This window comes from Sulfitobacter sp. G5_S2_6_S6 (assembly GCF_054968505.1).
Genome location: NZ_JBQKUI010000014.1, coordinates 1 through 12942, shown reverse-complemented (window position 1 = coordinate 12942; position 12942 = coordinate 1). Strand labels below are relative to the sequence as shown.

General features: G+C 61.6%; 13 protein-coding genes. 6 read left to right on the top strand and 7 right to left on the bottom strand.

From position 1 onward, the window contains the following. Positions 1-47: 47 nt before the first annotated feature. Entirely contained in the window at positions 48-458 is a 411-nt protein-coding gene (locus ACTRWK_RS16450) for a Fur family transcriptional regulator (RefSeq protein WP_289082103.1), read from the top strand. Here the strand turns inward: ACTRWK_RS16450 and ACTRWK_RS16445 are convergent. The 6 genes from ACTRWK_RS16445 to rpiA form a co-directional block, all read right to left on the bottom strand. Then, positions 455-1141, bottom strand: a complete 687-nt coding sequence (locus tag ACTRWK_RS16445) for a TetR/AcrR family transcriptional regulator (RefSeq protein ID WP_235183770.1) — start codon at positions 1139-1141, stop codon at positions 455-457. The genes ACTRWK_RS16450 and ACTRWK_RS16445 overlap by 4 nt on opposite strands. Before the next feature lie 141 nt (positions 1142-1282). Further along, positions 1283-2767 (bottom strand): DegQ family serine endoprotease, encoded by a 1485-nt coding sequence (locus ACTRWK_RS16440; RefSeq protein ID WP_037943900.1) that lies wholly within the window; start codon positions 2765-2767, stop codon positions 1283-1285. A 240-nt stretch (positions 2768-3007) separates the two neighbouring features. After that, positions 3008-3919, bottom strand: coding sequence for a protease modulator HflC (gene hflC / locus ACTRWK_RS16435; RefSeq protein ID WP_009826613.1), 912 nt, complete (start codon positions 3917-3919; stop codon positions 3008-3010). Then, positions 3919-5142, bottom strand: a complete 1224-nt coding sequence (hflK, locus tag ACTRWK_RS16430; protein WP_243251728.1) for an FtsH protease activity modulator HflK — start codon at positions 5140-5142, stop codon at positions 3919-3921. The genes hflC and hflK overlap by 1 nt, the downstream gene beginning before the upstream one ends. Before the next feature lie 93 nt (positions 5143-5235). Beyond that, complete coding sequence (locus ACTRWK_RS16425) at positions 5236-6702, bottom strand: FAD-dependent oxidoreductase (protein ID WP_132996826.1); 1467 nt, start codon at positions 6700-6702, stop codon at positions 5236-5238. A 21-nt stretch (positions 6703-6723) separates the two neighbouring features. Further along, entirely contained in the window at positions 6724-7512 is a 789-nt protein-coding gene (gene rpiA / locus ACTRWK_RS16420; RefSeq protein ID WP_005852551.1) for a ribose-5-phosphate isomerase RpiA, read from the bottom strand. 228 nt (positions 7513-7740) lie between these two features. Between rpiA and ACTRWK_RS16415 the strand changes: the two genes are divergently transcribed. The 3 genes from ACTRWK_RS16415 to ACTRWK_RS16405 all read left to right on the top strand — a co-directional run bounded on the left by ACTRWK_RS16415 (position 7741) and on the right by ACTRWK_RS16405 (position 10574). Beyond that, positions 7741-8427 carry a glutathione S-transferase family protein gene (locus ACTRWK_RS16415; protein WP_289082111.1) on the top strand — a complete coding sequence of 229 codons (687 nt, stop codon included), beginning with the start codon at positions 7741-7743 and terminating at the stop codon, positions 8425-8427. Continuing rightward, entirely contained in the window at positions 8427-9800 is a 1374-nt protein-coding gene (locus tag ACTRWK_RS16410) for an L-serine ammonia-lyase (RefSeq protein ID WP_462844068.1), read from the top strand. The genes ACTRWK_RS16415 and ACTRWK_RS16410 overlap by 1 nt, the downstream gene beginning before the upstream one ends. A gap of 93 nt (positions 9801-9893) precedes the next feature. Then, complete coding sequence (locus ACTRWK_RS16405) at positions 9894-10574, top strand: nitroreductase (protein WP_037943891.1); 681 nt, start codon at positions 9894-9896, stop codon at positions 10572-10574. A 48-nt stretch (positions 10575-10622) separates the two neighbouring features. On the opposite strand, the gene ACTRWK_RS16400 is transcribed toward ACTRWK_RS16405, so the two are convergent. After that, a complete protein-coding gene (locus tag ACTRWK_RS16400) occupies positions 10623-11210 on the bottom strand; it encodes a TetR/AcrR family transcriptional regulator (protein ID WP_037943890.1) in 588 nt (195 codons plus the stop codon). A 79-nt stretch (positions 11211-11289) separates the two neighbouring features. Here ACTRWK_RS16400 and ACTRWK_RS16395 point away from each other — a divergent pair, with 79 nt between their 5' ends. Both ACTRWK_RS16395 and ACTRWK_RS16390 read left to right on the top strand, forming a co-directional pair. Further along, positions 11290-11586 (top strand): hypothetical protein, encoded by a 297-nt coding sequence (locus tag ACTRWK_RS16395; RefSeq protein WP_037943887.1) that lies wholly within the window; start codon positions 11290-11292, stop codon positions 11584-11586. Positions 11587-11692: 106 nt separating this feature from the next. Continuing rightward, positions 11693-12942: homoserine dehydrogenase (locus tag ACTRWK_RS16390; RefSeq protein WP_462844067.1), on the top strand; the 1250-nt coding region annotated here is incomplete at its 3' end.

The window sequence follows — 12942 nt, the reverse complement described above, 5'->3', positions numbered from 1 at the left end:
AAGATGAATCTTGCGTAACAAGATGGCAGACGAGAAAGGACATCGGTTTGACCCACAGCGCTGATTACAAGCAATTGCTGCGTGAAGCTGGCCTGCGGGTCACGCCACAGCGCACAACGATCGTATCGCTGCTGTCGGAAACCGACGATCACCCCAATGTCGAAGACCTGTATGAAAAGGCGCGCAGACTTGATGACACTGTGTCAGTCGCCACGGTCTATCGCACGATGTCAGTGCTTGAAAACGCGGGTCTGGTGCGCAAACTGGTACTGGATGATGCCCCTGCCCGCTACGAGATGATGCCCCACACGGACCACGACCATCTGGTCGATGTCGACAGTGGGGATCTGGTGGAAATTCCAGGGACCGAGATCGCGACGCTGCTGGATCGTGTCGCCGCCGATATGGGCTACGAGCTGGTCAGCCACCACACGGTCATTCGCGCCCGCAAGCTTTAGGTCTGCGTCTGATCCGCAAGCGATCTGACCATCGCCGCCGCACCGGCCGAGATCGTGCGCAGGATCACCTCGTCCGGGATGTCACGGATCAGCCAGTCGCGCATCGGGCCAAAGGCTGACAGGAACACCATCAGATTGGCAACGATATCAAGCCGTTGATCGTCGCTGTGCATTCCCAGACGCGGGGCAAGCTGGTCCGCCAGATCCTTCATCACCGCAAACTCGCGCGCGTGCAGGGCGCGGCGGTCTTCGGCCTGCATATGCGGCACGCACCGATAGGCCAGCAGCGTGCCATCCCGTTTCATCGACCAGCTTTCGCGGAAGTATTTCTCGAACGCATCCTCAAGTGACAGGTTTTCATCCAGCAGGATGATCGGCAGCGTCGACACGTCCTCGCGGAACCACAGCTGGTTCAGCAGGCGGCGCAGGATGTCGTTCTTATTCGCGATATAATCATAGATGCTGGCCTGATTGACGCCCGAGCGCGCACAGATGTCGCGGATCGTGGTCGCGGCAAAGCCTTTTTCAAGAAACAGCGACAAGGCCGCCTCGCAAATCTGTTCGCGGCGGCTTTGGATCAGCGACTGGTTCTGCACGCTGGTAATCTCCGCCTCTGCCAGCATTTGGGTGCGCAGCGCAGACAGCCGATCGCTGCGAATGGCCGTCGTGGATGTGTCGTGCATGGGGCTGTCCTTCATTTGACGTAAATCCTATCGGCTTTCGATATGCGAAACAACCGGCAGCGTGCAGACGCGCCCCACGCAAAACCCCCGCCGGTACGGGGACCGACGGGGGCAGTATTTTTCCAGCGATGTGGGGCGGGTTTAGTCGCCCAGACCCAAGGCCACAAAGCGCGGGTCACCTGCGCGGCGCACCAACAGCAACAACGACTTGCGGCCGCCGTCTTTGGCCTCGGTGATCCGGTCCTCCAGATCGGTGATGGACAGGATCGGCTGTTGGCCCGCCTCGGTGATGATGTCCCCTACACGCAGGCCTTTCTCGAAGGCTTCCGACATCTCGTCCACCTCGGTCACGGCCAGACCCTCGACTGAATCATCCGCCCCAAGTTCGGTACGCAGATCATCCGTCAGCGGCGTGATTGTCAGACCAAGCACCGACTTTGACGCAGGCGCTTCGGGCTCTGCCTCATCCTCTGGCTCAGACGCAGACGCCCCTGCCCCTTCGGCATCTTCGCGGCGGCCCAGCTTGACCTTGAGCGTCTGGGATTTCCCCTCGCGCAGGACAGTGACGCGGACCGAGGCCCCGACGGTGCTGTTGCCCACCTGACGGACCAGACCGCGGGTGTCTTCGACCTCGACCCCTGCAAAGCTGAGGATCACATCACCGGTTTTCAGGCCCGCATCCTTGGCAGGGCCGTCCGGTACATCTGTGATCAACGCGCCGGACGCTTTGGCAAGCCCCATCGCGTCAGCCACATCCTGGGTAACGTCCTGAATACGCACACCCAACCAGCCGCGACGGGTTTCGCCGAATTCCTTAAGCTGGTTCACAACACGCGTCACAACATTCGACGCCATCGAGAAACCGATCCCGATGGAGCCGCCGTTGGGCGACAGGATCGCGGTGTTCACGCCGATAACTTCGCCGTCCATATTGAACAACGGCCCGCCGGAGTTGCCGCGGTTAATGGCAGCGTCCGTCTGGATATAGTCATCATAGGTGCCCGACAAAGCACGGTTGCGCGCCGAGACGATACCGGCCGAGACGGAAAACCCCTGCCCCAGCGGGTTCCCCATGGCCAGCACCCAGTCACCAACGCGGGCGGCATTGCTGTCGCCAAAGCTGACGAACGGCAGCGCACTTGGGGCTTCAACCTTAAGCAGGGCAATATCGGTGTTGGGGTCGGTGCCGATGACTTCGGCCTTCAGTTCAAGACCGGTGAAAAATTCGATGGTAATCTCGTCCGCGCCTTCGATCACGTGGTTGTTGGTCACGACGAACCCGTCTTCAGAGATAACAAACCCCGACCCAAGCGCCGATGATTTGCGTGGCGCGGGGGCTTCGCCACCATTGTTGCGGTCGCGGAATTCCTTGAAGAAATCCTCGAAGGGGGAGCCTTCGGGCACGATGCCACGGGGGCCCGTGCGCCCTTCTACGGTGGTGGAAGTGGTGATATTCACGACCGACGGGCTGATTTTTTCCGCAAGCGGCGCAAGGCTTTCGGGTTTGGCCAGGGCGACCACGGCCTGCATCAGGACAAAAGCCAGCGCCAGCATACCCATCATCAACCATTTGATCTGGGGCGATATTGCGTCGGTACGCGACAGGGAAACGGCCTTTGGCTGCATTCGTCAACTCCGGTTTTATAAGGGGCGATACACCCCGTTTATGTGTCCTTGGCAGAGTGCATCTGCAAATCCACTGCTGCAAGGTGAAAGATGGTCATCCTCACGCGCATGTCAACGCGACCCTCGGTTTCTATGCGAAATTGCCGCCCATCATCCCGTTGATCCTGTGGTCATGTCCCCAAACGAAACAGGGGCCGGCATTTCTGCCAGCCCCTGTTTAAAAGTGCACCGTGGATAGGATCAGTTGCCGGTCCCGGTGGTGGTCGCGCGTTGGCTGCGGCTGCCTTCGTCCGACTTGAGATAGTTAAAGAACTCGCTGTCGGGCGACATCACCATGGTAGAATTCTCGCCCTTCAACGCTTGCTCGTAAGCGCTGAGCGAGCGGTAGAATTCAAAGAACTCCGCATCCTTGGAATAGGCTTGCGCAAAGATCTTGTTCCGCTCGGCGTCGGCCTCACCTTCGGTGATACGGGCATCACGACGGGCTTCCGACAGGATTTCCTCGTAGGTACGATCCGCAAGGGCGGTGACACGTTGCGCCGCCTCGCGGCCACGGGCGCGTTCATCGGTCGCTTCGCGGTCACGTTCAGCGATCATCCGCTGCAGGGTCGCGTCAAAGTTCTGCTCTGGCAGGTTGGTCTGGCGCAAACGCACATCGACCACATCCAGACCAAGCGCCTGCGCACGCGCATCAGAACGTTCGCGGATCTGGTCCATCAGTGCAGAGCGTTCGGGCGACAGGATGGTGTTGGATGTCACCCCCTGCGAGCCCAGAACCGCACGGATCTGACCGTCAAGAATACCGTTCAACTGGATTTCAGCCTGACGGCCACCGTCGGTGCCAAGGGCCTGACGGAACTGGCGCACGCTGTTGATGCGGTACAGCACAAAGGCATCCACTTCGAGACGACGGTCATCGGCGGGGGTGACCTCGATCATCGGCGTTTCAAGCGACAGGATACGGTCGTCGTAGCGGACGACCTCGTCCAGCAGCGGGATTTTGAACCCGATGCCCGCGTCTTCACGCACCTGTTTTATCTGGCCGAAACGCAGCACCAGCGCGCGTTCACGTTCGTCCACGATAAAGATCGACGACAGGGCGACAACGGCTGCGATCACAACCACGGGGATGAGGATATTGAGTTTACGCATCAGTTCGATCCTCGGTTGGAGTTGCGGAGTTCATTGAGCGGCAGGTAAGGCACGACCCCCTGCCCGGTCCCGTCAGAGCCGTTTTCGAGGATAATCTTGTCCACGTCTCCCAGTACTTTCTCCATGGTTTCGATGTACAGACGACGACGGGTCACATCGGGTGCTGCTTCATATTCCTGCAATACCGCTTCAAAGCGGCTTGCCTCACCCACGGCGTCGTTGACCACACGTGCGCGGTAACCTTCGGCGGCTTCCAGCAGACGGGCGGATTCACCACGGGCTTCGGCGGTGCGGCGGTTGGCGTAGGCGTCAGCTTGACGTTCGACCCGATCGCGTTCCTGTTCGGCAGCTTGCACGTCGCGGAAGGCGTCGATGACGGATTCTTGCGTCGTGTTGCCATTTGCATCCGTCACGGTGACCGTCTGGCTGGGCGGATCCACCTTGTTGAAGTTGACGCGGATGATGTTGATCCCGGTCTCGCGGTTATCAAGCGTGGTCTGGATCAGCTCGCGCGCGGAGGCTTCGATGGTGGCACGGTCACGGTTGAGGATCGGTGCCAGCTCGGACTGGGCGATGATCTCGCGCATGGCGGATTCAGAGATCGCACGCACTGCCATTTGCGGATCCCGCAGCGAGAACTTGAAGTTCTCGGCGTTCTTTACGTTCCAGACGACCTGAAAGTCGATGTCGACGATGTTTTCATCCGTGGTCAGCATCAGCCCTTCGTTGTCGTCGCCACCGCGTCCTGCGCCAATGGTTTCGGCGCGGTTGGTGGTCACGTCAAAGACTTCGGCGGTGACAAAAGGCCAAGGGGCAAAGTTCAGACCCTCTGTCCCGATACCAGAAAATTCGCCAAGGAAAAGTTCGATCGACTGCTGTTCGGGGCGCACGGTATAAAAGCTTGCCATCCCCCAGACGACAGCGGCCGCCACCAGACCCAGACCCACTGTGCCGCGGGTGAACTTGGGGCCTGCGCCGCCCATATTCCCGCCAGAGCCGCCGGAGTTACGAGTCCCACCTTTGCCGCCCATGAGGACGCGCAGCTGTTCCTGACCCTTTTTCACCAGATCGTCGATCTCGGGCATCTGACCTTTGTCACCACCCGGACCGCGCCCGCCACCACCGGTGGGCCGCTGCCCTCCGGGCCGGTTGCGGTCGCCACCATTGTTCCCACCGCCTGAGTTTCCTCCGCCGCCCCAAGGACCGCCTGTATTTCCAGCCATTAATTCTTCCCTATGTATGGCCGCTACAGCGGCCCTATCCCAACCGCCTACGCGGTTTTATCTTGTGCAGAGTTGGGCATATTCGCCCGAACTTCAAGCAGTGCGTGTCGGACTGCGCATGGTGACCAGCTCTTCGGACATGGTCGGGTGCACGGCGCAGGTCGCGTCGAATTGCTCTTTTGTCAGCCCCGCCTTCACGGCAATGCCCACCAGCTGGATCAGCTCGCCCGCGTTTGGTGCGACGATGTGGCACCCCAGAACGACGCGTGTTTCCTTGCTGACGATCAGCTTCATCATCACACGTTTGTTCTTTTCGGCAAAGGCCGTTTGCATGGGCCGGAACGACGCCGAATAAATCTCGACCGGTTCCTGCTCTGCCGCTTGTTCTTCTGTCAGGCCGACGGTGCCGAATTCGGGCTGTGTGAACACGGCCGACGGGATCAGGTCGTGATCCACGGGTGTCGGGTTGCCGCCAAAGACGGTTTGCACAAAGGCCATGCCTTCGCGGATCGCAACCGGTGTCAGGTTCACGCGGTCGGTGACATCGCCGATGGCATAGATCGACGGGACGCCCGACTGGCTGTATTCGTCGACTTCGACCTCTTGGCGACGGCCCAGCGACACGCCGACCTCTTCCAGCCCCATGCCATCGGTATTCGGTGCGCGCCCTGTGGCGAATAGCACCATATCAAAGACCTTCTCGGCCCCGTTGGAGGCTTTGACCCAGATCGGCCCCTGCGTGCCTGCGCGCGCGTCGCAATTGTTCAGCTCGTTCGATTGTTCAGCCGTGGCCCCCATCGCCGCGTCAGAGTTGCTGGGCATGGTGCCCGCCTCGTGTTCGGATTCCAGCGCCATTTCGACGATGCTGGTGCCGCAGTGGATATCGACGCCTGCATTTGTCATCGATTCAGCGATCAGTCCGCGGGCCTCGTCATCAAAACCGCGCAGGATCTGCGCCGCGCGGTTGTACATCGTCACTTCGACGCCCAAGCCATTCAGGATACAGGCGAATTCACATCCGATATAGCCGCCACCCACAATCAGGATCGACTTGGGCAGGCTTTCGAGATGGAAGATATCGTCCGACACAATCCCAAGCTGGGCGTTCGGCACATCAGGGCGTACCGGACGGCCGCCGGTGGCCAGCAAGATGTGCTTGGCCGTGCGGGTTTCGCCATTGGCCAGCTGCACCGTATGCGCGTCCTTGATTGTGGCGCGCTGGTCAAAGGTATCGACGTCCGAATTGGCCAAGAGCTTGCGATAGACGCCTTCCAGCCGGTCCAGTTCAGTATTCAAACGGGTCTTGAACGCGTGCCAGTCGAAGGTGCCCGGCTTGATGTCCCAGCCAAAGCACTGCGCCTCGTCCACCAGCTCGGCATAGCCCGAGGCAAAAACCATCAGCTTTTTCGGCACACAGCCCCGGATCACGCATGTCCCGCCATAGCGGTCCTCTTCGGCGAGGGCGACTTTGGCCCCGTATTCGCCCGCCGCAACACGCGCGGCGCGCACACCGCCGGAACCGCCACCAATGACAAAAAGGTCGTAATCAAAATCGCTCATCTGGGCCGGGGCCTTTCTTTGTTAATCGCTCAGGTCGGAGAACAGGTTATCCGTCTCGACAAACTCCATCTTATCGCGATCAACAGTGCCTTCGTTGATGTCGCGCACTTCGACGCGGCCATCGCCATAGCCGATCACCACGGCATCACAGATATCAATGAATAGCCCGTTTTCAACTACGCCCGGCATCTGGTTCATGACCAAGGCCATCTGGCGGGTGTTGCCGATCCGCTTGAGATGCAGGTCAAGGATGTAGTTCCCCTCGTCCGTCACGAAGGGGATGTCGCCGTTCATACGCAGCGTGGAATTGCGCCCCAGCACGTCCATTGACACCAAAGTCTCTTCGACAAGCGCTTGTGTGGTCTGCCAGCCAAAGGGAATAACCTCTACCGGAAGGGGAAATGCGCCCAGTGTTTCGACCTCTTTGCCGATGTCGGCAATCACGACCATTTGATCGGAGGCGGTGGCCACGATCTTTTCTTGCAGCAAGGCACCGCCGCCGCCCTTGATCAGGTTCAGCTCTCCGTCGAACTCGTCCGCGCCGTCGATGGTCAGGTCCAGCCACTTGGCTTCATCCAGGCTGATCACCTCAATCCCCACTTCGCGCGCCAGCTGTGCTGTGCGGGTCGATGTGGGCACGCCTTTGATCCGCAAGCCGTCGTCGCGCACCATCTCTCCCAAGCAGCGCACCAGCCACGCGGCGGTAGAGCCGGTGCCCAATCCGACGCGCATTCCGTCTTCTACAAATTGTGCAGCGCGTTTGGCGGCGACAAATTTGGCCTTATCGATGGGTGACAGTTCTCCGGTCATGGCAGCGACTCCTCGTTAATCGACGCCCTTATAGACGCAGCCGCGCCGGCGCGCGACCCTCAAAACCGCATTGTCGTCGCGTCGCGTGGCCTGCGGGCGGTGACACATGGCCTGCGCCACGACGCCACGGGGGTGTTACGCGCCGATAATCTGGATAGAGTACCGCAAACCGCGCAGATCGGTCGTTTTCAATCGCCCGCCTCCGGCGCAATGGGATACCACCGGCCTATGACCGATTACACGCTGCACTACGCCCCCGACAATGCCTCCCTGATCATCCGCCTCGCGCTCGAGGCGCAGGGCGTGGCCTATGACACCTGTCTGGTCGATCGCGCGGCGCAGGGGCAGTCTGCCCCCGCCTATCGGGCGCTGAACCCGCACGGGCTGATCCCCGCGTTGCAGACGCCGGACGGGCCGATGTTTGAAACCGGCGCAATCCTGTTGTGGCTGGCGGACCGTCATGGCGGGCTGGCCCCTGCCGCGATGGACGCCACACGGGCGGATTTCCTCAAGTGGTTGTTTTTCGTTGCCAATACGGTGCACCCTGCCCTGCGTATGCTGTTTTACCCTGATAAATACGTGGGCGTTGACGACACCGCCCAAGACGCGCTGCACACAACCCTAACCCAAGCGTTGCAGACCCACCTGCGCAGGCTGGAGGACCGGGCCGCGGCGGATACGCTGCCCCTCGCGCTTGCGCTTTACCTCGCCCCGCTGTTGCGCTGGTGTGCGCTGTATCCGCGCAACCGTGATCGCGGCTGGTTCGATCTGCGCGCCACCCCGCATCTGCACGCGCTTTGCGCAAGGGTCGAAACGCTCCCCTGCACGGCGGCCGCGCAAACTGCCGAAGGGCTGGGGCCCACGCCGTTTACCGCGCCCCACCTTGCCACCCCACCCATAGGAAGTGCCACCTGATGTTTCTCTCTGTCTTCGATATGTTCAAAGTGGGCATCGGCCCGTCCTCCTCGCACACGATGGGGCCGATGGTGGCGGCGGCACGGTTTCTGGACCTGATGCGCGCCTCCCCGTTCAAATTCGCGGGCCTGCGCGCGTCCCTGCACGGCAGTCTGGCCTTTACCGGCGTGGGGCACGCCACGGACCGCGCGACGATCCTTGGCCTCGCGGGGTTCACGCCGCAAGACTACGACAATGACCGCGCCGAAGAGGTACTGGCCGAGATCAACCGCACGCAGACGATCACCCTGCCCGAGTTTGGCACGCTGAGTTTCGCGCCCAAGTCCGATATGATCTTTGACTATGACACCAAGCTGGACGGCCACGCTAACGGGATGATGCTGATGGCCACCGACGCCCAAGGCGACGTTAGCTTGCGCGAGACCTATTATTCCATCGGCGGCGGTTTCGTGATGACCGAAGCCGAACTGGCGGCGGGCAAAGACACGGACGAAGGCGCGCCGATACCCTTCCCGTTCAAATCCGCAACCGAGATGCTGCAGATGGCGGCAGAGTCCGGCAAGAGCATCGCCCAGATGAAACGCGCCAACGAGGAATCGCGCGGCGGGGCGGCGCAGCTGCGCGACGGCACCAAGCGGCTGTGGCAGGTGATGAACGACTGCATCAACCGCGGGCTCGAAACCGATGGCATCTTGCCCGGCGGGTTGAACGTCAAACGCCGTGCCAAGGCGATCCATGATGCGCTGCTGCAAGAACGCGGCCAGAACCAGCGCGCACCCCACACGATCAACGACTGGATGAGCGTCTACGCTATGGCGGTGAACGAGGAAAACGCCGCCGGTGGGCAAGTCGTCACCGCGCCCACCAACGGCGCGGCGGGTGTGATGCCCGCGACCTTGCGCTATTATCTGGATCACGTCCCCGGCGCATCAGAGGCGCATATCGAGGATTTCTTGCTCACCGCTGCGGCGATCGGCGGGCTGGTCAAATTCAACGCATCGATCTCGGGGGCGGAAGCGGGCTGTCAGGCCGAAGTGGGCAGCGCCGCCGCCATGTCCGCCGCCGGGCTCTGTGCCGTGATGGGCGGCACGCCGCAGCAGATCGAGAACGCCGCCGAAATCGCGCTGGAACATCATCTGGGCATGACCTGCGACCCCGTGCGCGGTCTGGTGCAGGTGCCTTGCATCGAACGCAACGGACTTGGCGCGATCAAGGCGGTCTCCGCCGCGTCGCTTGCGCTGCGCGGCGACGGCACGCATCTGGTGCCGCTGGATGCTTGCATCGAAACCATGCGTCAGACCGGTGCGGATATGTCCGAAAAGTATAAAGAAACCTCGCTTGGGGGGCTGGCGGTCAACGTGCCGAACTGCTGATCTGACGCAGCGGCACGCGGCCCCACCCGCGCTTGACCCCACCGCGGAACTGCAACAGTCTGACAGCCGTCAGGAAATTTGCGGGAGGGCAAGATGGAACTGAAACAGGCAATGCAGGAACGGCGCAGCATCCGGGGCTTCAAGAAAGACCCCGTGCCGCGCGCCCTGCTGGAAGAGGTCATCGCACTGGCCAATCGCGCGCCATCCTCGATGAACACCCAGCCGTGGCATCTGCATGTGCTGACCGGCGAACCGCTTGAGAAAGTCCGTGAAGGGAATTCGACCCGTATGTTGCAAGGCGTGCCGCCGGTGCGTGAAATCAGCGATCACGGGGCCTATGCCGGGGTCCACCGCGACCGGCAGGTCGGCATCGCGAAACAGCTCTTTGCCGCCATGGGGATCGAACGCGACGACAAGGAGCGCCGCCAGGATTGGGTGATGCGCGGCTTCCGCCAGTTCGATGCGCCGGTGTCCATCGTCGTCTGCTTTGACAAGTCGCTGGATGACAATGGCACCATCGCGCATTTCGATCTGGGCGCGGTGACCTACGGCCTTGTCCTCGCCGCGTGGAGCAAAGGTCTGGGCTGCGTGATCAACGGTCAGGGTATCATGCAATCGCCTGTGGTGCGTGAACATGCGCAAATCCCCGACGATCAGGTGATCATGACCTGCGTCGCCATGGGCTGGCCGGACGAGGATTTTTCGGCCAATGCCGTCGTCTCTACCCGCCGCCCCGTCGAAGAGGTCACGCGGTTCGTCGGCTTTGACGATTAACGCCCTGCGCCCCTAAGCGCCGTGAAAACCAGCGTCACGCGCGGGGGCCTAACCCGCCGTGACGGACTTGCGCACCATATCCCAATATTGCGCGATTACCTCGTCCAGCGACAGCCGTCCGCCTGCGCGAAACCACGTATTCACCCCTGTCAGCATCGCAATCACCGCCAAGGTCGCGATCTTGGTATCCGCGATGGCGAAATCCCCCGCCGCCGCCCCGTCGCGCAAAATCGTCTCTAGCCGGTCTTCATACTGGCGGCGCAATGCTTCGACCTCGGCGAAATTCTCGGGCGTGAGGTTGCGCAGCTCCATATAAGAGATGAAAACCTCGTCCGGGCGGTCGGCGTGAAAGCGGATGTGAAAATCGACAAATCGGCGCAAGCGATCCACCGCGCTTTGACTGGGGTCACTGTCACAGGCCGCAAGCAGGTCGTTCATATGGTCCTGCAACAGGCTGAACAACAACGTCTGCTTGTCCGGCGTGTAATTATACAATGCGCCCGCCTGCACCCCGACTTCCGTCGCCAGTGCCCGCATGGATACGGCAGCAAAGCCGTGACGGGCGAAAAGCCGCAACGCTGCCGCGCGGATTTTGGGCCGAGTGATGTCAGAATGTGATCCGGTTGTACGCGCCATGGGTCAAAGGTTAATTGAACGCATGTTCAAAGGCAAACCCCTGCTTGCGCGATTTCCGTCGCTGGTGCATGACTGACCTATGACGCACCGTATCCTTCTTCCGCTCTGCCTTGCCGCGCTGACCCTGCCCGCGGCCTGCACGCAGTTTCCCGCGCTTGACAGCCGTGCCACGCCCGAGCTTCTCGCCTCGGACTATCCCGCGCTTGTTCCGGTCGATCCGCTGCTTGCCAAGGCCGAGGCCGGACAGGTGAACATCCCGCAAACCGAAAACGGGCTGACATCGCGGGTCGAACGGTTGCAGGCGCGCGCGGCGCGCTTGCGCGGATCGGTTCTGTCGGGGCCGGAAAAGCAGCGTTTGTCCCAAGGTTTGCAATAAGCCGCATGCAATGTCGCGTTGCGTGCGCGGTGGGAAAGGGCTACATCGCGGCTAAACCCCCTAAACGCCGCAGCCCGCTGCCGCGCACCACCAAAAGGATTGCACCATGTCACAACCGCTTCGTCTTGGGATTGCCGGATTGGGCACCGTTGGGGTTGGCGTGGTGCGGATCATCCGCAAGCAGGCTGCCTTGATCGAGGCCCGCACCGGTCGCCCCGTCACCATCACCGCCGTCTCTGCCCGCAGCCGCGACAAGGACCGCGGTGTCACATTGTCGGGCTACGCGTGGGAAGATGATCCCGTCGCACTGGCAAAACGTGATGATGTGGATGTCTTTGTCGAACTGATGGGCGGCGACGAAGGCCCCGCCAAGGACGCGACCGAAGCCGCGCTCGCCTCGGGCAAGGATGTGGTCACTGCCAACAAGGCGCTGCTGGCGATCCACGGTCAGGCGCTGGCCGAACAAGCCGAAGCCGCGGGCTGCCTGATCCGCTATGAAGCTGCCGTGGCCGGGGGCATCCCCGTGATCAAGGCGCTGACAGAAAGCCTTGCCGGGAACGTGATCACCCGCGTCATGGGCGTGATGAACGGCACCTGCAACTATATCCTGACCCGCATGGAAGAGACCGGCAACGGCTATAACTCCCTGTTCGAGGAGGCCGAGGCGCTTGGCTATCTTGAAGCGGACCCGAACCTTGATGTCGGCGGGATTGACGCGGCGCATAAGCTGGCGATCCTGTCCTCGATCGCCTTTGGCACACAGGTGGATTTCGACGGGATCGAGATCGAAGGCATCCAGCGCGTCAGCATCGACGACATTCAGGCTGCCGCGAATATGGGATACAAGATCAAGCTTCTCGGCGTCGCGCAAATGACCGGCCGCGGGCTGGAACAGCGCATGCAGCCCTGCCTTGTGCCCGACAGCTCTCCGCTGGGGCAACTCGCGGGCGGGACCAATATGATCGTGCTGGAAGGCGATGCGATCGGGCAGATCGTCCTGCGCGGCCCCGGTGCGGGCGAAGGCCCCACCGCCAGCGCCGTATTGTCGGACATCTGCGATATCGCGCGTGGCTGGCATGGCCCGGTCTTTGGCCAGAAGGCGGCAACGCTCGCCTCGGCCACCGCGGCCCTGTCGCAGCGCCCCGCCGCCTTCTATCTGCGCATGGGGCTGCTGGACAAACCCGGTGCCCTGGCCAAAGTCGCCACCGTTCTGGGCGAGGCCGGCATCAGCATCGACCGCATGCGCCAGACCGAACACCGCAGCGATCAGGCACCCGTCTTGATCGTCACCCATAAATGCAGCCGCACCGCGCTGGACGAGGCTCTGGCCGCGATGGCGAAAACCGGTGTGCTGGC